We start from the raw sequence: 24,308 nt of genomic DNA, 5'->3' as shown, positions 1-24,308 counted from the left end.
GCACCTATCGGGCCCCTCCCTGCGGTCAGCTGCCGTGGTGGTACCGGCAGGCGGCGACCCGGACCCCGTGCGGGGTCACTGGTCGGCGGCGAGTCCCCGGTAGGTGCCCCACCACGGGTCCAGCTCGTTCGGGCCGTCCGACGGGCGCGGACCGCTCAGCAGCCCGGCGGTCTGCAACCCGGCCCGCAGGGCCGCGACCTCGTCGTCGTCCAGCTCGACCAGCGGCAACCGCACGCGCCGGTCCTCGAGCACCCCGAGCAGCTGCAGTGCCGCCTTTGCCGTGGTCGCCCCGTAGTTCGGCACCCCCATGACGGCGTCGAAGGCCGGGAGCAGCCGGGTGTGCAGGGCCAGGGCGCGCCCGTGGTCCCCGGCCAGGAACGCCTCGATCATCTCCCGCAGCTCGCGACCGGCCGCGTGGGCGACGACGCTGACCAGGCCGACCGCCCCGTAGGCCAGGTACCCCAGGGTCAGGCTGTCGTCGCCGCACCAGACCTCGTACCCCAGGTCGACCAGCCGGGCCGCGTGGGCGGGTGCCCCGGTGGCGTCCTTGACGGCCACCACGTTCTCGATCTCCCGGGCCGCGGCGTAGGTGTCCAGCGCGATGGACGCCCCGGTGCGACCGGGGACGTCGTACAGCATCACCGGGAGGTCGCTGACCGCGGCGACGGTGCGCACGTGCTCGAGGACCCCCCGCTGGCTGGGCTTGTTGTAGTACGGCGTGACGACCAGCAGACCGTCGGCCCCGACCCGGGCGGCCTGCTCGGCGATCTCCACGGAGTGCGCCGTGCTGTTCGTGCCCACCCCGGCGACCACCGTCGCCCGGTCCCCCACCGCCTCGCGGACGGCGGCGAGGATCGCGCCGTCCTCGGGGACCAGGGTGGTCGGCGCCTCCCCGGTGGTGCCGGAGACCACGACCCCGTCGCTGCCGGTGTCCACGACGTGTCGCGCGATGCGGGCCGTGGCGTCGAGGTCGACCGCACCGTCGGCGTCGAAGGCCGTGGCGATCGCGGTCAGCAGGCGGCCGAAGCGGGGGGCGGACTCCACGCGGGCAATCTAGTGACGCCCGTCCGGGGCGCTGCCCCCGGCCTCAGGAGCCGGCGAAGTCGTGCTGCCGCCAGGCCTCGTAGGCGGCGATGGCCGCGGCGTTGGACAGGTTCAGCGAGCGTCGACCGGCCAGCATCGGCAGCCGGACGAGGTCGGTCACCCGCGGGTGCGCGAGGACGTCGGGGTCCAGCCCGGTGGGTTCGGGGCCGAACAGGAGCACGTCGCCGGGCACGTAGGCGATGTCGGTGTGCCGGGTCGTGGCGGCGGCGGTGAAGGCGAACACCCGCGCTCCGGGCACCGCGTCGAGGAAGTCCGGCAGCCCCTCGTGCACCGTCACCGAGGCCAGGTCGTGGTAGTCCAGGCCGGCCCGGCGCAGCTTGGCGTCGGAGAGGTCGAACCCCAGCGGACCGATCAGGTGCAGCTGCGCGCCGGTGGCGGCGACGAGCCGGATGGCGTTGCCGGTGTTGGGCGGGATCCGCGGCTCGTGGAAGGCGATGCGGAACACCCGGTCAGTCTGCCTGCTCCCCCACCACCATCAGCACCGCGTCGACGGTGTGCTCGCCCCACCGCTGCCGGGCGGTGCCGATCTCGCGCCACCCGCGCCGCCGGTAGAAGCCGCGGGCGTCGGCCTCCGGCTCGACCAGCAGCACCGGGACGCGGCCCAGACTCCCGGCCACCCGCACCGCGTGGGCCAGCAGGGCCGACCCGGCGCCGCGTACCGAGCCCTCGGTCACCAGCCGGGACACCACCGCGAGCTGCGACACGGGCACGCCGGTGGCCGCCGCCCACCGCTGCGCCGCCAGCTGCTCCCCCGCGTCGTGCCCCGGGCCGTCCGCCGGGTGCAGGGCCACGTGCCCGACCACCCGTCCCGCGTGCTCGGCGACGGCGCCCATCAGCTCGGTCGGCAGGGCCAGCCAGTCCGCCCGCACCACCGACGCCCGAACCGGGTAGGCGTGCAGCTCGTGACTGCGCTGCAGGATCGCCAGCAGCCCGGGGAGGTCCGCTCCCGCTCGCGGTCGGACGTGCACCGTCAGAAGGCCACCTCCACCGCCGGCACCACGGACGCCGTCCGCCCGGGCGCCGACTGGAAGCCCCAGTAGAGGTTGGTGTGCGCGATGACGTCCCCCGGAGCGGGAGCGCCGTGGGCGGTGAGGTCCTCGGTGGTGTGCCCGTCGCCCACCAGCGTCACGTCGTAGCCCCGGGTGAAGGCGCCGTGGATCGTCGAGCGGATGCACGCGTCGGTCTGCGCCCCGGTGACCACCAGCCGGCCGACCTGCGCCCCGGCCAGCACGTCCTCCAGGTCGGTGGCCTCGAAGGAGTCGCCGAAGCGCTTGAGCACCCGCGGCTCGGCGTCGGCGGGCTGCAGCTCCGGGACGACCTGCCAGGCGTCACTCCCCTGCGTCATGCCCTCGTCGGCGTGCTGCACCCACACCACCGGCACCGCCGCGGCGCGGGCGGCGTCCACCAGCCCCGCGATGGCGCCGACGACGGCGTCCCGGTCGTGGGCGCCGGTGACGACGCCGTTCTGCACGTCGATCACCAGCAGGGCGGTGTTCGGTCGGTCGGTCAGCGTGGTCACGGTGGGCTCCTCAGGGGGCGGTGGCTGTGTCGGGGGTCACCGTAGGCCGGGCCACCGACAGTCCCGGGGCTGAGTAGTCACCCGGTGGGTCGACGAGGCTCTCCCCACCAGGGTGGACCCGTGACCACGACACCGCTGCCCGCCGCCACCCGCTCCCCCTGGCCCGGCACCGCCGACCGGCTCGTCCAGGCGCTGCTGGCCTCGGCCGTGACGGTGGTGCTGGCCGCGATGCTGGTCAACTGGCTGGGGGTGTTCCTGGTGGTCGAGGGCAGCGCACGGGTGACCGACGCCGCCGTCCGCACCTGGGTGGCCGACGCGGTCGCGCTGGGCCTGCTCGGCACCGCGGGGACCGTGCACTCGCTGCTCCGCCGCGGGCGCCCCGGCCACTGGCCGGTGGTGCTGCTCGCGCTGGTGCTGCCCGCCGTGGTCGTCCTCGCGGTGCCGGGGCTCAGCATGCTCTGAGCCGCCTCAGCCCGCCTTCGGGTCCGCCGCCCGCTTCGCGTCGTGCTCGGCGACCAGCTGCCGGAACTTCGCCTGCGCCTTGGCCCGACCGGGGAGCTGCGGCGGGGCCGTGGAGCGGACCTCGGCCACGACCCGCCGGGTGAGCCCCAGGGCGGACTCCCCCGGCTCCGGCTGCACCGGTGGGAAGAACGTCACGCTGATCCGTGGCCGCTTCGGGAACCGGACGACGTCGGTGGAGCCAAGGATCCGCACCCCCACCACGGGCGTCCCGGGCACCGCCTGGGCGAGCCGGCCGGCGCCGCTGAACACCTTCATCGTGCGGCCGCGGGAGACGGTGCCCTCGGGGAAGACGCCGATGCAGCCCCCGCCCTCCAGCACGCCCACCGCGGTGGCCAGCGCCGCTGCGTCGCCGCGGCCCCGGCTGACCGGGATCTGGCCCATGTGGTCGAGCACCCAGGCCACGGCCTTGTTCTTCCACAACGTGTCCTTGGCCAGCGCACGCACCTGACGCCGGCCGGCCGCGGCGATGCCGACGACCACCGGGTCCCAGGCGCTGTCGTGGTTGGCCATCAGCACGACCGGGCCCTGCGCGGGCACGTGCTCCAGGCCCTCGACCCGCAGCCGCCCCCACCAGCGCACGGCCGGGGTGCCCGCGGTCATCACGGTCCGGTACGCCCACGGCAGCCTCATCGGGCGGCCACCAGCAGCGCGATGGCGGCGAAGTGGCAGGAGGCCGCGACGCACACCCAGACGTGGAAGACCTCGTGGTAGCCGAACACCAGCGGCCGCGGGTCGGGTCGGCGCAGGTGGAAGCCCACGGCACCGGCGATGTACAGCGCTCCCCCGCCGAGCACCAACCAGCCGGCGGCGTGCCCGGCGGTGTCCCACAGCGCGGGCAGGCCGAGCGCGGAGACCAGGCCCAGCCCGACGAACACCCCGCCCATGAGCAGCTCGGGCACCTGCAGGAAGAACAGGTGCAGCACGATGGCGCTCAGGGCGCAGGTCCAGATCAGCCCCAGCAGCAGGGTGCCGGCGGTCCCGCGCACGGCCAGCAGCGCGATCGGCGTGGCCGTCCCGGCGACCAGGACGGTGATCATCGTCTGGTCCAGGCGCTGCATCACCCGCCGGGCCGTGGGCGTCCAGGTGCCCCGGTGGTAGGCCGCGCTGGTGCCGAAGAGGCCGACGAGCGCAGCGACGTAGACGGCCACGCCCAGGGTCTCGGCGCCGTCCTCGGCCGCGATCACCAGTGGGATCCCGGCGGCCAGGGACAGCACGCACCACACCGCGTGCAGCGAACCGCGCCACCGGGGGCGGGCGTGGTGGCTGTCCCGCTGGGCGTCGTAGAGCAGGACGGGAGACGGGTCGATCGGCGGGGCGGTCACGCAGGCCTCCTCGGGGCCACCCGACTGTTCGAGCGGCGGGCCCATCCTGCCTGACCGCCCGGCTCCGTGGGCCGGGGTCAGTCCTCGACGACGACGTCGTCCCCGCGACGGACCGCGCGGCGGACCTTCAGCGGCAGGACCCGCCCGACCAACCGGATGAGGCCGCTGTAGCCGGGCACCGGGCCGTGGTAGCCGAAGAAGCCACGGGGGCCGGAGACCATCGTCCCGTCGGTGACGTCGTAGCGGGCGCCGTGCCACGGGCAGACCAGGCACCCGGCGGCGTCCACGCTGCCGCGGGACAGGTCGGCGAGCTGGTGCCGGCAGCGGCGGGAGACGGCGAACAGCTCACCGTCGGCGTTGCCGACGGCGGAGTCACCGGCGCGGGCGACGGCGCCGGGCGGCACGGTGGAGGCGGGGACGCGGGCGTTCTCGGTGGTGGCCATGCCGGGGCCTACCCGGGCAGCCCCCAGGTTCAGCCGCGCCGGTCGCGCCAGTGTCGGCCCTGCAGCCACCACTCCAGGCGGCGGGTGATCCACGGCAGGAGCAGGTAGGTCATCAGCGGGGTGAGGGTCAACGTCACCAGCGCCACCCGGACGACGACGAACACGTCGGCCAGCAGCGCGCCCAGGGTGACCGTGGCCAGCAGGTTGAGCGGGAAGAAGACCAGCCAGATGGTGGTGGCCTGCTTCCACCGTGGCGGGGGCGCGGCCACCGCCGGTCCGGGGACGTCGACCGCCTCGGTGGACGCCGGCGGGTCGAACCAGCCCTCGATGCCGGTGCGCTTCTCGGTCCGGGTGGTCTGCGCCAGCCCCTGGGCCGACCCCAGCCACCAGGCGCGTTCGGTGCTGTCGTCCCAGGCCGCCAGGGTGGCCGGGGAGTCGAAGCGGCAGAGCATGTGCCACTCGTCCGAGCCGTGCCGCGGGCGCACCCACCCGCCGCCGAGGAACCCGGGGAAGGACTCGGCCATGGTCAGGCCCGACCGGATCCACGCGGTCATCTCGGTCGCGTGCGCGGGGTCGGCGCGGCGGGTGAACGAGACGGTCACCGGGAGGGTCTCGACGGGGCTGGAGCTCACGCCCCCAGGGTCCTCGCCGCTCGTGTCCTGTGCGTGTCACGTCGCGCACACAGCCCGGTGTGGTCGGCTGGACCGTGATGAGCGAGTTCTGGGCCCGGGTCAGTGCCACCTCTCCCCCGCTGCCGGGCTGGGTGCTGGCCGCAGCCGCCCTCCTCGCCCTGGCGCTGGTGCTGCAGCGGGACCTGTGGCGGCTCAGCCGCAACGCGGTGACGATCGCCCACGAGGGCGCGCACGGCGTCGCGGCCCTGCTCACCGGACGTCGGCTGGCCGGGATCCGGCTGCACTCGGACACCTCCGGGGTGACCGTGTCGGCCGGTCGGCCCACCGGGCCCGGGATGGTGGTGACCGCCTTCGCCGGCTACGTCGGAGCAGGTCTGCTGGGGCTCGGGGCGGCCGCCCTGCTCGGGGCCGGGCACGCCATCGGCGCGCTCTGGCTGCTGCTGGTCCTGCTGGCCCTGCTGCTGCTGCAGATCCGCAACCTCTACGGCCTGTGGTCGGTCCTGGTCACCGGCGCGCTGGTCTTCGCCGCCACCTGGTGGCTGCCGGTGACCTGGCAGTCGGCGTTCGCCCACGTCGTCGTCTGGTTCCTGTTGCTGGCCGCACCGCGCACGGTGTGGGAGCTGCAGGCCAAGCGGCGTCGCCGTCCGACCCCGGACAGCGACGCCGACCAGCTGGCCCGGCTCACCCGGGTGCCCGGGCTGGTCTGGGTGGGCGCGTTCCTGGTCGTCGACCTGGGCGCGCTGGCCCTGGGCTCCCGCTGGCTGCTCACCTAGTCGCCGGGCGCCCCCGGCGGCGGGGGGCGCAGTGCGCCGGCTGGCGGACCGGCTCGACCGGGGGCGCCGGCGGGACCGGGAGCACCAGGTCCTCGCTGCCGACGGTGACGACCTCGCCGTGGTGGCCGATCTCCAGGTCCTCGCCGTCCAGTAGGCGGTAGGTCACGTCCTGCTGGGTGACCCGCACCCGCAGGCAGCGGCCCTGGAACACCATGCGGAACGCCAGGCCGGTCAGCCGCGGGGGCAGCCGGGGAGCGAAGGTCAGCTTCCCGTCGTGGTCGCGCATGCCGCCGAACCCGGCGACGGCGACGGTCCAGCCGCCGGCGAGCGAGGCGATGTGCAGGCCGTGCCCGGAGTTGCCGTGCAGGTTCTGCAGGTCGGTCAGCGCGGCCTCGCCCCAGTAGTCGTGGGCCAGCTCCAGGTGCCCGCACTCGGCGGCCACCACCGCCTGCTGGGCCGCCGACAGCGAGGAGTCCCGCACGGTGCGGGCCTCGTAGTAGGCGAAGTCGGCCACCTTCTCCTCGTGGGTGAAGTGGTCCCCGCGCAGGTGCAGGGCCATGACGAGGTCGGCCTGCTTCACGACCTGCTTGCGGTAGATCTCGAAGTAGGGGAAGTGCAGCAGGAGCGGGTACTTCTGGGGGTCGGTGCCCTCGAAGTCCCACTCCTGGTGACGGGTGAACCCCTCGCTGGTCATGTGCACGCCGAGCTCGGTGTCGAACGGGATGCGCATGGCCTCGGCGGCCCGCGACCACAGGTCCAGCTCCTCGTCGGTGACCCGCAGCCGGCCGCCGACGTCGGGGTGGCGGCCGACCGCGGCGGCGGCCTCGCGCAGGTTCCGCTGGGCCATGAGGTTGGTGTAGACGTTGTTGTCGACCACGGCGGTGTACTCGTCGGGCCCGGTGACCCCGTCGATCCGGAAGCCCCGCCCGTCGTCGAAGTGGCCCAGCGAGGCCCACAGCCGGGCCGTCTCGACCAGCAGCTCGACGCCGTACTGGGCCTCGAACACCTCGTCCCGGGTGGCCGCCTGGTAGCGGGCGACGGCGTCGGCGATGTCGGCGTTGACGTGGAAGGCCGCGGTGCCGGCGGGCCAGTAGCCGCTGGTCTCCTCACCGCGGATGGTCCGCCACGGGAAGGCGGCCCCCTCGTGGCCGAGCTCGGCCGCGCGGGCGCGGGCCAGGTCCAGGGTCGACCAGCGCCAGATCAACGCGTCCCGGACGGCCTCGGGGGCGGTGTAGGTGAGCACCGGGAGGACGTAGGTCTCGGTGTCCCAGAACGTGTGCCCGTCGTAGCCGGGCCCGGTGAGGCCCTTGGCCGGGATGGGCTGGCGTTCGGCGCGCAGCCCGGCCTGCAGGACGTGGAACATGCCGACGCGCACGGCCTGCTGCAGCTCGTCGTCGCCCTCGATGACGACGTCGGCCTGGGCCCAGTGCTGGTCCAGCAGCTCGCGCTGCTCGCTCACCAGGCGGTCCCACCCGGCGAGCTTGGCGATGCTGAGCGCGCCCTCCACCTGGTCGCGGACGGCGGCCGAGGACCGGCGGGACGACCAGCCGTAGGCCAGGTACTTGACCATCCGCAGCCGCGACCCGGCCGGCAGCCGGGCGGCCAGGGTGTACCGGGCGAGGTCGGCGGAGACCTCGAGGTCCTCGCTGGCGCTGTCGGGGGTCTGCACCTCGTGGTCCATGCCCGCGGCCATCCGCAGCCTGCTGGTCTTCGTCTGGTGCACGAGCACGGCGTGCCGGCCGCGGCCCACGTGCTGCTCGGACTGCAGCGGCCTGCGCAGGGCGGCGGCGGCCCGCGGGTCGTCGGACCCGGAGTTCTCCACCACCTCGTTGGCCAGGAGGTCGGACTGGATGGCGACGTACAGGTCGCCCCCGTCGTCGGTGCACCGGACCTCGTACTCGATCGCGGCGATCGCCCGGCGGGTCAGCGACACCAGCCGGGTGCTGCTCACCTCGACGGTCCGGCCGTTCGGCGAGCGCCACTCGGTGCACCGCTTCAGGACCCCGGCCCGCAGGTCGAGCGTGCGGGTGTGCTTGACGATCTCGCCGTAGTCCAGGTCCAGCGGGGAGTCCCCCACCAGCAGCCGGATGAGCTTGCCGTCGGTCACGTTGACGACGGTCTGGCCCTCCTCGGGGAAGCCGTAGCCGGCCTCGGCGTAGGGCAGCGGCCGCTCCTCGAAGAAGCCGTTGAGGTAGGTGCCGGGGACGACGCCGGGCTCCCCCTCCTCCAGCGTGCCGCGCATGCCGATGTGCCCGTTGGCCAGCGCGAACACCGACTCGTTGACCGCCAGGCTGTCGTGGTCGATGCCGACCTCGGTGAGCGACCAGGGCTCGATCGGGAAGTGCGCGCGCCCCTCGGTCACTTCGGGTCCTCCAGCAGCTCGTCGAGGTCCTGCACGACGACGTCGGCACCGTGCTCGCGCAGGGCGTCGGCCTGCCCGACCCGGTCCACGCCGACCACGTAGCCGAACTCCCCGGCACGGCCGGCGGCCACCCCGGACTGGGCGTCCTCGAACACCACCGCGGCCGAGGGCTCCACCCCCAGCGCACGCGCCCCGGCCAGGAAGGTGTCGGGTGCGGGCTTGCCGCGGTAACCCTCCCGGGCTGTGACGACGCCGTCGATGCGGGCGTCGACCAGGTCGGCGAAGCCGGCAGCGGCGATCACCTTCTCCCCGTTCGCCGAGGCGGTGACGACGGCGACGGCCAGGCCGGCCTCGCGGACGGCGTGCAGGTAGCGGATCGAACCGTCGTAGACCTCGACCCCGTGCTCGTCGAGCTCGGTCTGCACCAGGTCGTTCTTCCGGGTGGCCACACCCTGCACCGTCTGGGCGTCCGGCCCGTCGTCGGCGGAGCCCTCGGGCAGGTCGATCTCGCGGGAGGCGAGGAAGTCGCGGACGCCGTCCGCGCGGGGCTTGCCGTCGACGAAGCGGTTGTAGTCCTCGGCGCTGAACTCACGGGCCTGCGGGTCCCGGGCGCGCAGGAACTCGTCGAAGGTGCGCTTCCAGGCCGCCTGGTGCACCGTCGCGGTCCGCGTCAGCACTCCGTCCAGGTCGAACAGGCAGGCGCGGATGGAGTCAGGGAGTCCGAGCACGCGCCGACGGTACGGGTCCGGGGACCCCCCGACCCGCCGGAGAGTCGCAGGTCACCCCGGCGGGTCGGCTCCGATCTGCGTCCCGGTCGCAGGGCTCCTAGGTTGGGCACGACCGATCCGCCCGACCGAGGAGCAGTTCATGGCCCGCCCCACCCCGCCGAACCCCTACGACTTCCTCCCCCAGGTCCCCGAGTTCGCCGTCACGAGCACCGACCTCAGTGACGGGACGCCGGTCGGCCGCGAGCTGGTCAGCGGCAAGATGGGCCTGGACGGCGAGGACCGCTCGCCCCAGCTGTCCTGGTCGGAGTTCCCCGAGGAGACCAAGGGCTTCGCCGTCACCGTCTACGACCCCGACGCCCCCACCGGCAGCGGCTTCTGGCACTGGGCCGTCGCCGGCATCCCGGCCTCGGTCACCAGCCTGGACAGCGGCGCCGCCGACGGCGGTCTGCCCGGGGGTGCGGTGCAGCTGAAGAACGACGCGGGCTTCGCGGGCTTCGTGGGTGCCGCTCCCCCGGCCGGACACGGCCCGCACCGCTACTACGTCGTCGTGCACGCCCTGGACACCGACGACCTCGGCGTCCCGGCCGAGGCCACCCCGGCGTTCCTGGGCTTCAACCTGTTCAGCCACACCCTGGCCCGTGCCGTGCTGGTGCCGACCTACGAGGTCGGCTGACCCGACACCCGGCCGTGACGTGCCGGACACCTGATGGACCTGTGTGAATGCCGCTTCCTGCGGGTAGTTGAGCGTTCATGACACGACGACCGAGGACGCGTTCCCAGCGATGGGGCGCGTCCTCGCTCGCTGTCGTGGCCCTGTCGCTCAGCGTCGCGTTCGCCGCACCGGCCCAGGCCCGCGTCGGCGTCGCGACGAGCACCGCGGTGTCCGCGGCCGACGCGGCCTTCGCCGCCAGCGTCGCCGCGTCCGGCACCAGCGGGGCCCTCGCCGTCGTCGTCGCCCCGCTCCAGACCGCGGACGGTGCGGTGGCTCTGGCCGACCGGACGTCCTCCCCGGTCGCGAACGCCCTTGCCGACGAGCCGTTCTACACCGCGTCGCTGTCCAAGCTCTTCGTCGTCGAGGACGTCCTGCACCGGGCGCGCACGGGTGCGCTGACGCTCACCACGGCCGACCGTCAGCTCCTCATGTCGATGCTCGTCACCTCCGACGACCCGGCGATGAGCACCGCCTGGGACCGCTGGGGCGGCACCCAGATGGTCACCGACGTCGCGACCCGCTACGGGCTCACCGGCACCGCCGGTCCGGCCGACCCCGGCCAGTGGGGCGAGACCGTCACGACCGCCGCCGACGTGGCCCGCTTCCTGTCCGCGCTGTCGGTGACCGCCGACCCGGCCGACGCGACCACGATGCGCTTCTGGCTGGCCCTGGCCACCCCGGCCGGTGCCGACGGGTTCGACCAGTCCTTCGGGTTGATGGCCCCGGGTGCGCCCGGCGCCATCGCCGCCAAGCAGGGCTGGATGTGCTGCGTGGACGGCGCTCGTGACCTGCACTCCGTCGGGGTCGTCGACGGCGAGGTCGTCGTGCTGCTCAGCCGGACGCCCACCGGCGCCGGGTGGGACGTCGGCCGGGCCGCCGTCGACGCGGCCGCCGCGGCGCTGCGCGGCTGAGTCAGTCGCCGGCCGGCTCGGCGACGAACGTCGTGCCGATCCGGGCGAAGCCGACGCGCTCGTAGACGCGGGCGACGTCGTGGTCCCCGGCGGACAGGAACACCTGCGCCGCGGTCTCCCGGGCGTGCTCCACCAACGCCGAGGCCAGGCCGGCACCCATCCCCCGGCCGCGGAAGCGCGGCAGGGTGGCCACCCCGACGATCTCGCTGACCTCGGTCCCCTCGACGTCGACCGGCTGGTGCGAGCCGACGGCGACGGTCTCGCCGTCCTCCACCGCGATCATCAGCACGGTGCGTCCGGCGGCGATGCGCTCACGGAGCACGTCGGTGGGCTGGGGCGGGTCGACCATCCGGTCGGGCGCCGTCCCGGTGGGGGTGGCCGTCGCCTCACCGGCCACGGAGCCGGCCGGGACGGTGAAGGCGAGCTGGGCCAACCGCTGGTAGGTGGCCAGCTGGGGGTCCTCGGCGCCGACGAGGAAGAACCGCACCCCCGGGGGCAGCAGCACCTCCAGCGGGTCGGCGGCCAGCAGCAGGGGCAGCTCGTCGACGTGCAGCCCGGCCGACCGGGCCGCCTGGGACAGGCCGGGGTTGCGCTCGGCGAACCACTCGACGGCCTCGGGAAGCCCGGCCTCGACCTGGGCGGCCAGGGCGGCCCGGACGTCGTCGATGGGCACCGGCCCGACGCCGGGGCGGGGCCGGGCCGGGTGCGGCCACTCCGGGGTCCCGACCGGGACGTCGAGCGCGCCGACGCCCAGGACCGGTCCGTCGGGCACCGGGGAGAGGGCGAAGTACCGCTCGAGGAGGTCCAGCAGGTCCGGGCGCGAGGGCACCCCCGCACCCTAGACGCGCCCGTCCGGCACGACGTCCCAGGAGACGTCCTGGACGACCCGGTCGGGGGGCACCCGGGAGGCGGACGGCACCATGGGCGCCGTGACGGTCGGTGCCAGGAGCCATCCCTCGCCCTACGCGGCCTACGACCGCGCGACGTGGCGGGCCCTGGCAGCCGGGTCCGAGCTGCCCCTGGACGCCGGGCAGGTCGCCGAGCTGGCCACCCTCGGTGACCGGATCGACCTCGACGAGGTCGCCACGGTGTACCTGCCGCTGGCCCGCCTGCTGGCCCTCCACGTCGCGGCCAGCCGGCGGCTGTGGACCGCGCAGTCGCAGTTCCTCGGGGCCAGCACGGCCAAGGTGCCCTACGTGATCGCCGTCGCCGGGAGCGTCGCGGTGGGCAAGAGCACGACGGCCCGGCTGCTGCAGGCCCTCCTCGCCGCCCAGCCGGACACCCCCCGGGTCGACCTGGTGACCACCGACGGCTTCCTGCACCCCAACGCGGTGCTCGAGTCCCGCGGGCAGCTGGGCCGCAAGGGCTTCCCGGAGACCTACGACCGCCGGGGTCTGCTCCGCTTCCTGGCCGACGTGAAGAGCGGCCGCGGCGAGGTCAGCGCCCCGCTCTACTCCCACCAGTCCTACGACGTGCTGCGCGACCAGCGGCAGACCGTGGAGCACCCCGACGTGCTCGTCGTCGAGGGCCTCAACGTGCTGCAGGCCGGCAGCCGCACCGACGGCCGGGTGCCGGAGGTGTTCCTGTCGGACTTCTTCGACTTCTCCGTCTACGTCGACGCCGCCGAGCACGACATCGAGGAGTGGTACGTCGAGCGGTTCCTGGCCCTGCGCCGGACGGCGTTCCAGGACGAGGCCGCCTACTTCCACCGCTTCGCCGACCTGACCGATGCCGAGGCCACCGCCACCGCGCGCGGGATCTGGGCGGCCACCAACGGCCCCAACCTGCGCACCAACATCGCCCCGACGCGTTCCCGGGCCCGGTTGGTGCTGCAGAAGGCCCAGGACCACTCGGTGCGCAAGGTCCTGCTGCGCAAGCTCTGAGCCCCGGGCTCAGTCGGGCAGCTGGGCCCGGCCCTCGTCGTCCAGGGGCCAGTCCGGGTTGTGCGCGACCTCCCAGCGGTGTCCGTCCGGGTCGGCGAAGACGCCGTTGTACCCGCCCCAGAACGTGGCGGCACCGCGCCGGAGCACCGTCCCGCCGGCTGCCTCGGCCTCGGCGAGGACCACGTCCACGTGGGCCGGGGTCTCGACGTTGTGTGCCAGCGTGACCCCGCCCCACCCACCGGCGTCCTCGTGCACCTCGGAGTCCTCGGCCAGCGAGGCCCGGGACCACAGCCCCAGGTGCGTGCCGGCGCCGGCGAGGAACGCGACGTCGTCGGTGGACTGGCTGGACTCCCGCCACCCCAGTGCGGCGTAGAAGGCACGGGCGCGGGCCAGGTCGCCCACCCCCAGGGTGACCAGCGAGACGACGGGACGCATGCCGGCACCCTGCCAGGCCGCCGCACCCGGCACCACCGGCCGCGGGCCTGCGGGGTGCCCTGCAGGCCGGAGGCCTGGACATGTGCCCCTTGGCGCCGTCGACCGGTGTCCGGCAGGGTCGGGGCGTGGACTGGGACCAGCAGGTGGCGCAGGAGTGGGCCGACCCCGAGGCGCCCGGGTTCCTGGACCGGGTCACCGTGCTGGCCGGGCAGTGCCCGACCGGGGACGGTGCGGGGGTCTTCGAGCTCGCCTGCGCCCACGACTCGACCGGCCACCCGGCCCGGGCGGTCGAGCTGTACGAGGAGGCCCGGACCCTGGGGCTGACCGGCCTGCGGCGCCGTCGGTCGTCGGTGCAACTGGCCAGCTCGCTGCGGAACGTCGGTCGGGCCGCGGAGGGGGTCGAGCTGCTCACCGCCGAGCTCGCTGAGCCCGCCGACGAGCTGAGCGACGCCGTCCGGGGGTTCCTGGCGCTCTGCCTGGCCGACCTCGGACGGGAGCGCGAGGCCCTGGGTCTCGCCCTCGGCGCCCTCGCCCCGCACCTCCCCCGCTACCAGCGCTCCCTCGGCGCCTACGCCGCGCAGCTGCGCCTTCGTGAGCCGCTCGGCCCCACCGTCCGTCAGGTCGTCCTCGACGGCACCGACGTCCGTGGGTTGGCCGAGTTCTACCGTCAGCTGCTCGGCTACGAGTACCGCCCCGGCGACGAGCCCGTGGCCCACGAGGACCCCGACTGGCTGGTGCTGCGCGGCCCGGCGGGCGCAGTCGACCTCGCCTTCCAGCGGGTCGCCGTGCTCACCCCCAGCACCTGGCCGGACGACGAGGTGCCGATGCAGCTGCACCTGGACTGCACCGTGCCGGACCTCGACGGCCTGCGGGCCGTCGACCGGCGTGCCCTGGAGCTGGGCGCGGTGCTGCGGGCGGACCGCAGCGACGACCCCGAGGAACCGCTGTTCGTGTACGCCGACCCCGCCGGTCACCCCTTCTGCGTGTTCGTGGCGCCCGGGGGCTGACGGGCAGACTGGGGGCATGACCGAGCCCGCCGACGCCGCCACCCGCCGAGCCCCGCACGACCAGCCCTTCGGCCCGTGGGTCCAGACGACGCTGACCGAGGGCTGGGACCCCGAGCCGGTCACCGGGCACCCCGCGGTCGACGGTGCCGCCGAGGCCGCCGCGGCGCACCGGGCCGCCCTGCTGCGGGCGCTGCCCGGTCGCACCGTCGTCGTCCCGGCCGGCACGGCACCGGTGCGCGCCAACGACACCGTCTACCCGTTCCGGGCCGCCAGCGCCTACACCTGGCTGACCGGCGACCAGGCCGAGGGCGCGGTGCTGGTGCTCTCCCCCGCCGGCGAGGCCACCGTCTTCCTGCTGCCCTCGGCCGGCCCGGGCACGCTGACCTACTTCACCGACCGCCGTGAGGGTGCTGTCTGGGTGGGGGGCATCGCGTCGGCCGGGGCGACCGCACAGCGCCTGGAGGTGGCCGTGCGGCCGCGCACCGAGCTGGCCTCGGCGCTGGCTGCCGCCGGCGACGTGCACCTGCTGGCCGGCGTGGACGCCGACGTCGACGCGCTGCGCCCCGGGGCCGCGTCCACCGAGCTGGTCCGGGCGCTGGACCGGCTGCGTGCGGTCAAGGACGACTGGGAGGTCGACCGGCTCGCCGAGGCCTGCGCGGCCACCGCCCGCGGGTTCGCCGACGTCGTCGCCGAGCTGCCCGCGCTGCTGGCCGGGGACGGCCGCCGGGGCGAACGCTGGCTCGAGGGCACCTTCTGGCGCCGGGCCCGGCTGGAGGGCAACGACGTCGGGTACTCCTCGATCGTCGCGGCCGGGGCCAACGGGACCTCGCTGCACTGGGCGCCGGTCGACGGCGACATCCGCCCGGGACAGCTGCTGCTGGCCGACATGGGCGTGGAGACGACGTCGATGTACACCGCCGACGTCACCCGCACCATGCCGGTGTCGGGCACCTGGACCCCCGTGCAGCGTCGGGTCTACGACGCCGTCCGGGAGGCGCACCTGGCCGGGATCGGCGAGGTGCGGGCCGGGAACGCCTTCCTCGCCGCCCACCGCGCCGCGCAGTGGGTGCTGGCCGACCACCTGCACCGCTGGGGGCTGATCGACTGGTCGGCCGACGACGCCCTGCACGAGGACCTCACCCGCCCCGGCGCCGGCGCCCACCGGCGGTACACCCTGCACTCGACCAGCCACCTGCTCGGGCTCGACGTGCACGACTGCGCCGCGATCGAGGGGGCGGAGTACCTGGCCACCACGCTGCAGCCCGGGCACGCCCTCACCGTCGAGCCGGGGCTGTACTTCCAGGTCAACGACCGCACCGTGCCCGCCGAGCTGCGCGGGCTCGCCGTCCGCATCGAGGATGACGTCGTGGTCACCGACGGCGCCGCCCGGGTGCTGTCCGACGCGCTGCCCACCGACGGCGACGACCTGGTCGCGTGGATGGCCTCCGCCCAGGGTTGAGCCGCGCTGCGGTGGGGTGAGCCGCGGTGGACCGCGGCTCACCCCACCGGACGGCGGCTCAGGCCTGCGCTGCCACCGGCCGGTCGACCCCGGAGGTCTCGGTCTCGCCGACGCCCTCGGGGTCGGCGTCGGCCTGCGGCACGGCACGGGGCTCGACGTCCTCGAAGGCCTCCGGGGACGGGCAGGAGCAGACCAGGTTGCGGTCGCCGTAGGCACCGTCGATCCGGCGCACGGGAGACAGGTAGGACCGGCCGACGAGACCGGGCACCGGGTAGACCGCGGTCTCCCGCGAGTAGGGCTTGTCCCAGTCGCGAGCCAGCATCGCCAGGGTGTGCGGGGCGTTGCGCAGCGGGTTGTCGGTGGCGTCGAACTCACCGGACTCCACCTTCGCGATCTCGCCCCGGATGGCGACCATGGCGTCGACGAAGCGGTCCAGCTCGCCCTTGTCCTCGCTCTCGGTCGGCTCGACCATCAGCGTGCCGTTGACCGGGAAGCTCATGGTCGGGGCGTGGAACCCGTAGTCGACGAGCCGCTTGGCGATGTCGTCGTTGGTGACGCCGGTGGCCCTGGTGATCGGCCGGATGTCGAGGATGCACTCGTGGGCGACCAGGCCGTCGGCGCCGGTGTAGAGCACCGGGAAGTGCTCGCGCAGTCGGGCGGCCACGTAGTTGGCGGCGAGGATCGCGTGCTCGGTGGCCCGGGTGAGCCCGTCGGGACCCATCAGCCGCAGGTAGGCCCAGGAGATCGGCAGGATGCCGGCCGACCCGAAGGGCGCCCCGGAGACCGCCGGCCCGGTGCCGCCGGTCTCGACCAGCGGGTGGCCGGGCAGGAACGGCACCAGGTGCGCACCGACGCCGATCGGGCCCACGCCGGGGCCACCGCCGCCGTGCGGGATGCAGAACGTCTTGTGCAGGTTGAGGTGGCTCACGTCGGCACCGAACCGGCCCGGGCGGGCCAGCCCGACCAGCGCGTTGAGGTTCGCGCCGTCGACGTAGACCTGACCACCGGCGTCGTGCACGGCGGCGCAGATGTCGCCGACCGCGGTCTCGAACACCCCGTGCGTGGACGGGTAGGTGATCATCAGCGCAGCCAGCCGGTCGGCGTGCTGCTCGACCTTGGCGCGCAGGTCCTCGACGTCGACGTTGCCCTGGTCGTCGCAGGCCACCACGACGACGCGCATGCCGGCCATGACCGCCGACGCCGCGTTCGTGCCGTGTGCGGACGACGGGATCAGGCAGACGTCGCGCTGGTCGTCCCCCCGGGACTGGTGGTAGCCGCGGATGGCCAGCAGACCGGCGAACTCGCCCTGCGAGCCGGCGTTGGGCTGCACGCTCACCGCGGCGTAGCCGGTGATCTCGGCCAGCCCGGTGCACAGCTCCTCGATCATCCGGGCGTACCCACGGGCCTGCTCGACCGGCGCGAACGGGTGCAGCCCGGCGAACTCGGGCCAGGTGATCGCGGCCATCTCGGTGGCGGCGTTGAGCTTCATCGTGCAGGAGCCCAACGGGATCATCGTGCGGTCCAGCGCGAGGTCCTTGTCGCTGAGCGAGCGCAGGTAGCGCAGCATCGCGGTCTCGCTGCGGTGGGTGTGGAACACCGGGTGGGTGAGGTAGGCGCTCTCCCGCCGGATGGTCCCCGGCAGCGCGTCGGTGGCGTCGTCCAACGACCCGGCCTCGACGCCGAAGGCCTCGGCGACCAGGCGCAGGGTGTCCACCGAGGTGGTCTCGTCGCAGGCCACGGCCACGGTGTCGGCGTCCACCCGGCGCAGGTTGACCCGACGCTGGGCGGCCGCGGCCACGACGTCGGACGCCCGGCCGGGCACCGAGGCCAGCACGGTGTCGAAGAAGTGCTCGTGGACGACGTCGACCCCGCCGGTGCGCAGCCAGCCGGCCAGCGTGGTCGCCGACCGGTGCGTGCGCGCCGCGATCGCGGCCAGCCCGTCGGGACCGTGGTAGACCGCGTACGCCCCGGCGATGACGGCGAGCAGGACCTGGGCGGTGCAGATGTTGCTGGTGGCCTTCTCCCGGCGGATGTGCTGCTCGCGGGTCTGCAGGGCCAGCCGGTAGGCGACGTCGCCGTCGGCGTCGACCGACACCCCGACCAGACGGCCGGGCAGCTGACGGGCCAGGCCCTCGCGGACCGAGAGGTAGCCAGCGTGCGGGCCGCCGTAGGCCATCGGGACGCCGAAGCGCTGGGTGGTGCCGCAGGCGACGTCGGCGCCCCACTCCCCCGGTGCCTCGACCAGGGTGAGGGCCAGCAGGTCGGCTGCGACGACGACGGCCGCCCCCGCCTCGTGCGCGGCGGTGGCCAGGGCCCGGTGGTCGCGCAGCGCGCCGGAGGCGCCCGGGTAGGCAATCAGCACGCCGAACGCGCCGGCCTCGGGCAGGTCGGTCGGCCAGCCCTCGGTCAGGTCGGCGACGTGCAGTGCGATGCCCAGCGGCTCGGCCCGGGTCTGCAGCACCGCGAGGGTCTGCGGCAGCGTGTCGGCGTCGACGACGAAGACGGCGTCGGGCTTGGCGCGGCCGGCCCGGCGGACCAGGGTCATCGCCTCGGCGGCGGCGGTGGCCTCATCGAGCATCGAGGCCCCGGCGACGGGCAACCCCGTCAGGTCGGCCACCGTCGTCTGGAAGTTGATCAGCGCCTCGAGCCGGCCCTGGCTGATCTCGGGCTGGTAGGGCGTGTACGCGGTGTACCAGGCCGGGTTCTCCAGGATGGTGCGCTGGATGACCGACGGGGTGGACGTGCCGGAGTAGCCCAGGCCGATCATCGAGGTGAAGACCTCGTTCTCGGCGGCCCGCTCGCGCAGCGCAGCCAGCACCTCGGCCTCACCGAGGGCCTCCGGCAGGTCCAGCGCGGCCCGGTCGCGGACGACCTCGGGCACGCAGGCGTCGACGAGGGCGGCCAGCGAGTCGTGTCCGACGGCGGCCAGCATGGCCTGCGTGTCGGCCGGGCGGGGACCGATGTGCCGGGCGGCGAACGCCCCCCGCGGCTGCAGGTCGGCCAGCGTGGGGAGCGAGCCGGTCAGGGGAACCAGGGCGTTCTGTGCACGGTCAGCCACTGCTCGCACGCTACCAGCGCGCGCGGTTCAGCTCAGGCTGTCGCGCGGCGTCGGCGACGGGCGGAGAGCTCGTCGTCGGCGTCGGTGATCCCGCCGTCCAGGCGCTCGGCGGGCAGCTCGGCGAGCTCACCGGAGAGCTCCCGCAGCGCGCCGGAGACGGCGATCCCGAAGACGCCCTGGCCACCGGCGAGCAGGTCCACGACCTCCTCGGCGGAGGTGCACTCGTAGACGGTCGCACCATCGGAGAGCAGCGTGATGTTGGCCAGGTCCTTGACCCCGCGGGTGCGCAGGTGGTCGACGGCCTTGCGGATGTTCTGCAGCGAGACCCCGGTGTCCAGCAGACGCTTGACGACCTTGAGCACGAGGATGTCGCGGAAGCTGTAGAGGCGCTGGGTGCCCGACCCGGTGGCGGTGCGCACCGACGGAGCCAGCAGACCTGTTCTCGCCCAGTAGTCCAACTGCCGATAGGTGATCCCAGCGGCGGCACACGCCGTGGGACCGCGGTACCCGAAGGCTTCGCTGTCGGCCTCGTCGTAGGAGGGGGCGCCGACTGCTGCGTCGGTGAACAGCTGGCCCTGTGCGCCGCTGCTCTGATCGCTCACGTCAGCGTCCTCCTCGTCGCGCCGACCCGGAGGCGGGTCGGTCGCCGTGCTGCCCGTGAGTCACATCCGTGTGAGTCACACCGGGGTCGTTCGCTGAACCTAGGCCCGCCCCGGGGGGCGGTCAACCGAGGGCGACGGCGTGTCGACCAGCTCACCCGAGAGGGTGACCTGACCGTGACCTGAGGCGGCACCGGGTGGTCGTCCGACCACCCGCAGTCAGGACGTGGGGCCCGATCCCGAGCCGGCCTCGAAGTCCTCGGGGCTGATCTGGTCGAGGAACTCGCGGAACTTCTCGACCTCGTCCTCCTGCTCGTCCGGGATCTCGATGCCCACCTCGTCGAGCAGCTGCTCGGCGCCGTAGATCGGGGCACCGGTGCGGACCGCGAGGGCGACGGCGTCCGACGGGCGGGCGCTCACGGTGCGCTCGTCCCCGAACACCAGCTCGGCGATGTAGATCCCGTCCCGCATCTCGGTGATGTGCACGGCCTCCAGGCTGGCGCCCAGGGCGGTGACCACCTCGCGGAGCAGGTCGTGGGTCATCGGCCGGGCCGGCCGGACGCCCTGCTGCTCGAAGGCGATGGCCGCGGCCTCGACCGCACCGATCCAGATGGGGAGGTACCGCTCCCCCTGGGTCTCCTTCAGCAGGAGGATGGGCTGGTTGCCGGGCAGTTCGACCCGGACGCCGACGACTCGCAGTTCCTGCACGGTGTTCCCTCCGCGGTGGTGGTCGGCTCCCGGTCGGAGATCCGTCGGGCTCGGCTGCTGACGGTACGCCCGGGCTCAGTCGCCGAGGTCGGGCCCGAGCACCTCGCGCAGCCGGGTGTCCAGCAGCGCCGTGTGCAGCTGGGCCGACAGGGCGGCCAGCTCGCGCAGGGTGTCGGCGGCGGCGGTGCGCGCCTCGCCGGTGCGTCCGCGCAGCACCGGTGCCACGACCTGCTCCAGCAGCACGGCCTCGCGCTCGGCGGCGGACCGGTACACCCGCAGGTGCCGGGCCTCGATGCCGTGCCGGGCCAGCCCACCGGCGGCCCGGGCGACCGGCAGGTCGGCGACCGGGTGCCGGCCGTCGGCCCCGGGGGTCAGCAGGCCGTACTGCACGCAGTCGGCCAGCTGGTCGGGCGTGAGGCCGGCGGCGGCACCGAAGGCCTCGGCCTCCAGCGGCTCGCTGCCGACCACGTCGTCCACGGCCGGCTCGGGCTCGTCGACCTCGGTCGGCCCGGGTCCGGCCTCGGGCACCGGTGGCCGGCCGGTGACCCGGGTGGTGCCGTCGACCGGGGGCTCGCCGCGGTCGAGGGCGTCGAGCTGGTCCTTGATGACCCGCAGCGGGAGGTAGTGGTCCCGCTGGGAGGCCAGCACGTAGCGCAACCGGGCGACGTCGGCGGAGGAGAACTTCCGATAGCCGGACGGCGTGCGCTGCGGGTGGACCAGGTCCTCGGCCTCGAGGTAGCGGATCTTGGAGATCGTCACGTCGGGGAACTCCCCACGCAGGGTCGCCAGGACCTCGCCGATGGTCAGCCGCGGCTGGGTGTCGGCACCGGACCCGGGCGCCCCCTGGTCGGGCCGGGGCGCCGCGGTCACGACGAGGCGGGCTCGCCGGTGCGCGGCCCGGTCAGGTAGACCAGTCGGAACTTGCCGATCTGCACCTCGTCGCCGCCGGCCAGGGAGGCGACGTCGACCGGCTCGCGGTTGACGTAGGTGCCGTTCAGGCTGCCGACGTCGTGCACCGTGAAGCCGCCGCCCTCGCGGTGGAACTCCACGTGCCGACGGCTCACCGTCACGTCGTCGAGGAAGATGTCGCTGTCGGGGTGCCGACCGGCGGTGGTGACCTCCTGGTCGAGGAGGAACCGGCTGCCGGCGTTCGGGCCGCGCTTGACGACCAGGAGCGCGGAGCCCGCGGGGAGGGACTCCACCGCGCCGGCGTGGGCGTCGGCCGGGGACTCGACGACCTCGGGCACCTCGCCGGAGTCCTCGCTGCCGATCTTGGGGATCACGCTGGTCGACTCGCCGACGCGCTCCGGGGAGAGGGCGGAGCCGCACTGCGCACAGAAGCGACTGCCCTCGGGGTTCTGGTGTCCACAGCGAGTGCAGTGCACGGGTGTCTCCTCCGGTGAGCAGGCGGCACCGCCGCGGACGTTGCAGTCCGCGACCGGCCGACGGACGACGGGCCGGGTGGCCCGTCGCGGGCCTCGCCCGGGGGTCCGGGTCCGGCGTGGCGAGCATAGTGATCGCAGCTCCCGCAGGTGCTGCGACGGGGCCGTCAACCCTGTTCGACGAGTGCCTGGTAAGCGACGGCGTCCAGCAGCGCCTCAGTGGGGTCGCCGTCGTCGCCGGTGACCTCGATCTCGATCAGCCAGCCCTCGCCGTACGGGTCGGAGTTGACCGTCTCGGGGGTGTCGGCCAGCGCGTCGTTGCGGGCGCTCACGGTGCCTGCCAGCGGCGCGTAGACGTCGGAGACGCTCTTGGTGGACTCGACCTCGCCGATGGGGTTGCCGACGGTCACGGCCTCCCCCACGTCGGGCAGCTGCACGAAGACGATGTCCCCGAGGGCGTCCTGGGCGTGGTCGGTGATGCCGATGCGGACGACGGTGGCGGCGCCGGCCGTGCCCTGGACCTGGGCCCACTCGTGCTGGTCGGTGTATCGGCGGTCGTCGGGCGTGGCCATGGCGGCAACTCCATCATCTCGGGGTCTCGCGGCGGGCACGGGGGTGGTGCTGGTCCTGCTGGGGTCCTGCGGTCAGCCGCCGTCGTCGGGCTCGGCGTACTGGGGCTCGTCGAGCACCCGGAGGGCGTCGACCACGACCTCGTCGGACTGCTCGATCCTCACCTCTCCGCCCTCGCGGCGCACCAGGGCGCTCACCCCGCCGGGGATGCCCATCGCGGTGGCGAGGTCCTGGGCCGACCCGATGGCGACGACGGTGTAGGGCGCCTGGACCGCCTGCCCGTCGATGCGCAGGTCGCCGGCGGTGCCGGTGACGGCGCTGCTGACCCCGATGCGCACGTCGTCGACCTGCATGGTCTCGGCTCCGGCGCCGCGCAGTTCCTGGATGGCGTTGAGCAGCGCCGACGGGGGGACGGTGCCGTCGGGGTCGAGCACGGTGAGGGTGATCCCGGGGCCCTCGGCGGCGATGGTGCCGTTCAGGATGCCCAGCGCGGTGGCCCGCTGCTGCGCCTCGGCCAGCGCCGTGGCGCCCTGGCTGTCGGAGTCGGTGAGCTGCTCCAGAGCGGTGCGCTGCTCGGAGATCTGCTCGCGCAGCCGTTCCTCGCGGGCGTTGACGTCGTCCAGGATGCTGACCAGGTCCTCCTCCCGGGCGCCGGCCAGTGCCTCCGGGGTGCCGGTGCTGCGCACCTGGACGGCGAAGGCGAAGCCCAGCAGCAGGGTGAGGACGCCGATGAGCGCCGCGGCGAGCCGGTCGCGTCGTCCCTCGCGCAGCCGTTGCCAGGTCGAGCGGTCGTCCTCGACGAGCGGGTCCCCGGTCGGGGGCTCCTCGAGGGCCTCGTCGTCGACGGGTCGGTCGGTCATCGCAGCCTCCTCACGCCCGGAACAGGTGCCGGCGGATGGCGGCCGCGTTGCCGAAGATCCGGATGCCCAGGACGACGACGACGGCCGTGGACAGCTGGGCGCCGACCCCGAGCTGGTCGCCGAGGAAGACGATGAGCGCGGCGACCACGACGTTGGACACGAAGGACACCACGAACACCTTGGCGTCGAAGATGCCGTCGAAACGGGCCCGGATGCCACCGAACACCGCGTCCAGCGCGGCGACGACGGCGATCGGCAGGTAGGGCTGCAGCCACACCGGGACGCTGGGGTCCAGCAGCAGGCCGAGCACCACGCCGACCGCGAGGCCGAGGATCGGGATCACGGGGGTCAGTCTCCGTCGTCGCTGGTCGGGGGCGGGTCGGCGGGGTCGAGCGGGGTGGCGGCGCGCAGCTCGGCGCTGCTGGCGGCGGGCAGCTCGAGGTCGTCGGAGCGGTTGAACGTGAAGACCAGGTCGTAGGTGACCTCGAGCTGGGCCAGGGCGGCCGCCTCCGGGGAGGAGAGGAACCCGTTGTTGAGCTGGTCGGGGTCGCCGATCGCGGAGACCTCGTAGGGGCTGGTGACCGGGCGGAAGTCGACCAGGATCGCCCCACCGGCCTGCCGGATCGCGGTGGTCGGGCCCAGCCGCTGGCCGTTGATCGAGACCGCCTCGGCACCGGCCGCCCACAGGGCGTTCACCAGCTGCTGCAGGTCCCGGTCGAGCACCTGGGCGACCGGGTCGGTGGTGGCGGTGCCGCCGACCGGGTCGTCGTCGGCCGAGGGCAGCGGGTTGCCGAGGGTGACCACCAGACCGGGGCCGCGCACCGGGAGCGCCGCGGCGCCGGTCTCGGCGACCTGGAGCTCCTCGAGCGCGAGCTGGCCCACCGTGGAGGCGGCCAGGGTCTCGTCCCGGGCCGCGGCGACACTGGTCTGCAGGGCGCCCAGCTGCTCGACCAGGTCGTCGGTGGCCTGGGACTCGGTGTCGATGTCGGCGACGAGCCGTTCTCGGATCTGCTCGCGGCCCTCGGCGCCGGTGGAGGCCTCGGTGTACGTGAGCGCGGCGAGCAGACCGGCCAGCACCATGGTCACCGCCACCAGCACCTGTCCGCGGCGGCGTCCTGGTTCCCGGGGCCGGGCCGGCACCGGCTCGCCCTGCGCCTCGGCGACCCGGACCCGGCTGGCGTGCGCGGCCAGCGCCGCCTTCCGGCGCGCCTGCTTCGCCTGGGCGGCCTGGGCGTAGGCCGGGTCGACGGTCTCGGCGAGCACCTGGTCCAGCAGCGAGGCGCCCAGCGACCGCGGGATCGAGCGGGGCTGGCGGGGCG

At 74.5% G+C, this 24,308-nt stretch carries 28 protein-coding genes and 1 pseudogene; 8 read left to right on the top strand and 21 right to left on the bottom strand.

Features of this window, described 5'->3' with window-relative positions:
* Window positions 1-75: 75 nt before the first annotated feature.
* Genes dapA through F1C76_20955 form a run of 4 tightly spaced genes read right to left on the bottom strand, consistent with a single transcriptional unit; the run spans window position 76 to window position 2,623 of the window.
* Complete coding sequence (dapA, locus tag F1C76_20970; protein ID QNG38684.1) at window positions 76-1,044, bottom strand: 4-hydroxy-tetrahydrodipicolinate synthase; 969 nt, start codon at window positions 1,042-1,044, stop codon at window positions 76-78.
* A 43-nt stretch (window positions 1,045-1,087) separates the two neighbouring features.
* Window positions 1,088-1,549 (bottom strand): tRNA (cytidine(34)-2'-O)-methyltransferase, encoded by a 462-nt coding sequence (locus F1C76_20965; GenBank protein QNG38683.1) that lies wholly within the window; start codon window positions 1,547-1,549, stop codon window positions 1,088-1,090.
* A gap of 4 nt (window positions 1,550-1,553) precedes the next feature.
* The gene (locus F1C76_20960) at window positions 1,554-2,279 is read right to left on the bottom strand and encodes a GNAT family N-acetyltransferase (GenBank protein ID QNG38682.1); all 726 of its coding nucleotides are present in this window, start codon (window positions 2,277-2,279) and stop codon (window positions 1,554-1,556) included.
* Window positions 2,075-2,623: an isochorismatase family protein gene (locus tag F1C76_20955; protein ID QNG38681.1), complete on the bottom strand. Its 549-nt coding sequence runs from the start codon at window positions 2,621-2,623 to the stop codon at window positions 2,075-2,077. Before F1C76_20955 ends, F1C76_20960 begins: the two co-directional genes overlap by 205 nt.
* Before the next feature lie 120 nt (window positions 2,624-2,743).
* Between F1C76_20955 and F1C76_20950 the strand changes: the two genes are divergently transcribed.
* Entirely contained in the window at window positions 2,744-3,085 is a 342-nt protein-coding gene (locus tag F1C76_20950) for a hypothetical protein (GenBank protein QNG38680.1), read from the top strand.
* Window positions 3,086-3,091: 6 nt separating this feature from the next.
* Here F1C76_20950 and F1C76_20945 read toward each other — a convergent pair whose 3' ends face one another.
* Genes F1C76_20945 through F1C76_20930 form a run of 4 tightly spaced genes read right to left on the bottom strand, consistent with a single transcriptional unit; the run spans window position 3,092 to window position 5,542 of the window.
* The gene (locus tag F1C76_20945) at window positions 3,092-3,775 is read right to left on the bottom strand and encodes a 1-acyl-sn-glycerol-3-phosphate acyltransferase (protein ID QNG38679.1); all 684 of its coding nucleotides are present in this window, start codon (window positions 3,773-3,775) and stop codon (window positions 3,092-3,094) included.
* A complete protein-coding gene (locus F1C76_20940; protein QNG38678.1) occupies window positions 3,772-4,512 on the bottom strand; it encodes a hemolysin III in 741 nt (246 codons plus the stop codon). The genes F1C76_20945 and F1C76_20940 overlap by 4 nt, the downstream gene beginning before the upstream one ends.
* A 32-nt stretch (window positions 4,513-4,544) precedes the next feature.
* Window positions 4,545-4,910, bottom strand: a complete 366-nt coding sequence (locus F1C76_20935) for a Rieske (2Fe-2S) protein (protein QNG38677.1) — start codon at window positions 4,908-4,910, stop codon at window positions 4,545-4,547.
* 29 nt (window positions 4,911-4,939) lie between these two features.
* Window positions 4,940-5,542 (bottom strand): antibiotic biosynthesis monooxygenase, encoded by a 603-nt coding sequence (locus tag F1C76_20930; protein QNG38676.1) that lies wholly within the window; start codon window positions 5,540-5,542, stop codon window positions 4,940-4,942.
* Window positions 5,543-5,619: 77 nt separating this feature from the next.
* On the opposite strand from F1C76_20930, the gene F1C76_20925 reads away from it, so the two are divergent.
* Window positions 5,620-6,315, top strand: a complete 696-nt coding sequence (locus tag F1C76_20925; protein ID QNG38675.1) for a M50 family metallopeptidase — start codon at window positions 5,620-5,622, stop codon at window positions 6,313-6,315.
* Here F1C76_20925 and F1C76_20920 read toward each other — a convergent pair.
* The gene (locus F1C76_20920) at window positions 6,308-8,677 is read right to left on the bottom strand and encodes a glycoside hydrolase family 65 protein (protein ID QNG38674.1); all 2,370 of its coding nucleotides are present in this window, start codon (window positions 8,675-8,677) and stop codon (window positions 6,308-6,310) included. The genes F1C76_20925 and F1C76_20920 overlap by 8 nt on opposite strands.
* Window positions 8,674-9,405: a beta-phosphoglucomutase family hydrolase gene (locus F1C76_20915; protein QNG38673.1), complete on the bottom strand. Its 732-nt coding sequence runs from the start codon at window positions 9,403-9,405 to the stop codon at window positions 8,674-8,676. The genes F1C76_20920 and F1C76_20915 overlap by 4 nt, the downstream gene beginning before the upstream one ends.
* A 139-nt stretch (window positions 9,406-9,544) precedes the next feature.
* On the opposite strand from F1C76_20915, the gene F1C76_20910 reads away from it, so the two are divergent.
* Window positions 9,545-10,078 carry a YbhB/YbcL family Raf kinase inhibitor-like protein gene (locus F1C76_20910; protein ID QNG38672.1) on the top strand — a complete coding sequence of 178 codons (534 nt, stop codon included), beginning with the start codon at window positions 9,545-9,547 and terminating at the stop codon, window positions 10,076-10,078.
* Between the two features lie 134 nt (window positions 10,079-10,212).
* Window positions 10,213-11,028 carry a serine hydrolase gene (locus F1C76_20905; protein QNG38671.1) on the top strand — a complete coding sequence of 272 codons (816 nt, stop codon included), beginning with the start codon at window positions 10,213-10,215 and terminating at the stop codon, window positions 11,026-11,028.
* Window position 11,029: 1 nt separating this feature from the next.
* Here F1C76_20905 and F1C76_20900 read toward each other — a convergent pair whose 3' ends face one another.
* Window positions 11,030-11,857, bottom strand: coding sequence for a GNAT family N-acetyltransferase (locus F1C76_20900; protein ID QNG38670.1), 828 nt, complete (start codon window positions 11,855-11,857; stop codon window positions 11,030-11,032).
* A gap of 91 nt (window positions 11,858-11,948) precedes the next feature.
* On the opposite strand from F1C76_20900, the gene F1C76_20895 reads away from it, so the two are divergent.
* Window positions 11,949-12,911, top strand: coding sequence for a type I pantothenate kinase (locus F1C76_20895; protein ID QNG38669.1), 963 nt, complete (start codon window positions 11,949-11,951; stop codon window positions 12,909-12,911).
* Between the two features lie 9 nt (window positions 12,912-12,920).
* Here the strand turns inward: F1C76_20895 and F1C76_20890 are convergent, their stop codons facing one another.
* Window positions 12,921-13,346, bottom strand: coding sequence for a VOC family protein (locus F1C76_20890; GenBank protein QNG38668.1), 426 nt, complete (start codon window positions 13,344-13,346; stop codon window positions 12,921-12,923).
* 80 nt (window positions 13,347-13,426) lie between these two features.
* Between F1C76_20890 and F1C76_20885 the strand changes: the two are divergent.
* From F1C76_20885 to F1C76_20875, 3 genes and pseudogenes are all read left to right on the top strand, one after another.
* Window positions 13,427-13,921, top strand: a pseudogene (locus F1C76_20885) (tetratricopeptide repeat protein).
* A gap of 6 nt (window positions 13,922-13,927) precedes the next feature.
* A complete protein-coding gene (locus tag F1C76_20880; protein ID QNG39443.1) occupies window positions 13,928-14,353 on the top strand; it encodes a VOC family protein in 426 nt (141 codons plus the stop codon).
* A gap of 16 nt (window positions 14,354-14,369) precedes the next feature.
* The gene (locus F1C76_20875) at window positions 14,370-15,812 is read left to right on the top strand and encodes a M24 family metallopeptidase (GenBank protein QNG38667.1); all 1,443 of its coding nucleotides are present in this window, start codon (window positions 14,370-14,372) and stop codon (window positions 15,810-15,812) included.
* A 58-nt stretch (window positions 15,813-15,870) separates the two neighbouring features.
* On the opposite strand, the gene gcvP is transcribed toward F1C76_20875, so the two are convergent.
* From gcvP to F1C76_20830, 9 genes are all read right to left on the bottom strand, one after another.
* Complete coding sequence (gene gcvP, locus F1C76_20870; GenBank protein ID QNG39442.1) at window positions 15,871-18,846, bottom strand: aminomethyl-transferring glycine dehydrogenase; 2,976 nt, start codon at window positions 18,844-18,846, stop codon at window positions 15,871-15,873.
* A 56-nt stretch (window positions 18,847-18,902) separates the two neighbouring features.
* Complete coding sequence (locus tag F1C76_20865; protein QNG38666.1) at window positions 18,903-19,472, bottom strand: MerR family transcriptional regulator; 570 nt, start codon at window positions 19,470-19,472, stop codon at window positions 18,903-18,905.
* A 216-nt stretch (window positions 19,473-19,688) separates the two neighbouring features.
* Window positions 19,689-20,177: a bifunctional nuclease family protein gene (locus F1C76_20860; protein ID QNG38665.1), complete on the bottom strand. Its 489-nt coding sequence runs from the start codon at window positions 20,175-20,177 to the stop codon at window positions 19,689-19,691.
* Window positions 20,178-20,252: 75 nt separating this feature from the next.
* Complete coding sequence (locus F1C76_20855) at window positions 20,253-20,984, bottom strand: MerR family transcriptional regulator (protein QNG39441.1); 732 nt, start codon at window positions 20,982-20,984, stop codon at window positions 20,253-20,255.
* Between the two features lie 59 nt (window positions 20,985-21,043).
* Entirely contained in the window at window positions 21,044-21,562 is a 519-nt protein-coding gene (locus tag F1C76_20850) for an FHA domain-containing protein (protein QNG38664.1), read from the bottom strand.
* Between the two features lie 164 nt (window positions 21,563-21,726).
* Window positions 21,727-22,131 carry a glycine cleavage system protein GcvH gene (gcvH, locus tag F1C76_20845; protein QNG38663.1) on the bottom strand — a complete coding sequence of 135 codons (405 nt, stop codon included), beginning with the start codon at window positions 22,129-22,131 and terminating at the stop codon, window positions 21,727-21,729.
* Between the two features lie 72 nt (window positions 22,132-22,203).
* Window positions 22,204-22,989 carry a DUF881 domain-containing protein gene (locus tag F1C76_20840; protein QNG38662.1) on the bottom strand — a complete coding sequence of 262 codons (786 nt, stop codon included), beginning with the start codon at window positions 22,987-22,989 and terminating at the stop codon, window positions 22,204-22,206.
* 10 nt (window positions 22,990-22,999) lie between these two features.
* A complete protein-coding gene (locus F1C76_20835; GenBank protein QNG38661.1) occupies window positions 23,000-23,332 on the bottom strand; it encodes a DUF1290 domain-containing protein in 333 nt (110 codons plus the stop codon).
* A 5-nt stretch (window positions 23,333-23,337) separates the two neighbouring features.
* On the bottom strand, window positions 23,338-24,288 hold the full coding sequence (locus F1C76_20830; protein ID QNG39440.1) for a DUF881 domain-containing protein: 951 nt from the start codon (window positions 24,286-24,288) through the stop codon (window positions 23,338-23,340).
* Between the last annotated feature and the right edge of the window lie 20 nt (window positions 24,289-24,308).

This window comes from Geodermatophilaceae bacterium NBWT11, from assembly GCA_014218215.1.
GTDB lineage: Bacteria > Actinomycetota > Actinomycetes > Mycobacteriales > Geodermatophilaceae > Klenkia.
The sequence above is the reverse complement of the archived record's forward strand: the minus strand, read 5'-3'. Positions and strand labels throughout refer to the sequence as shown.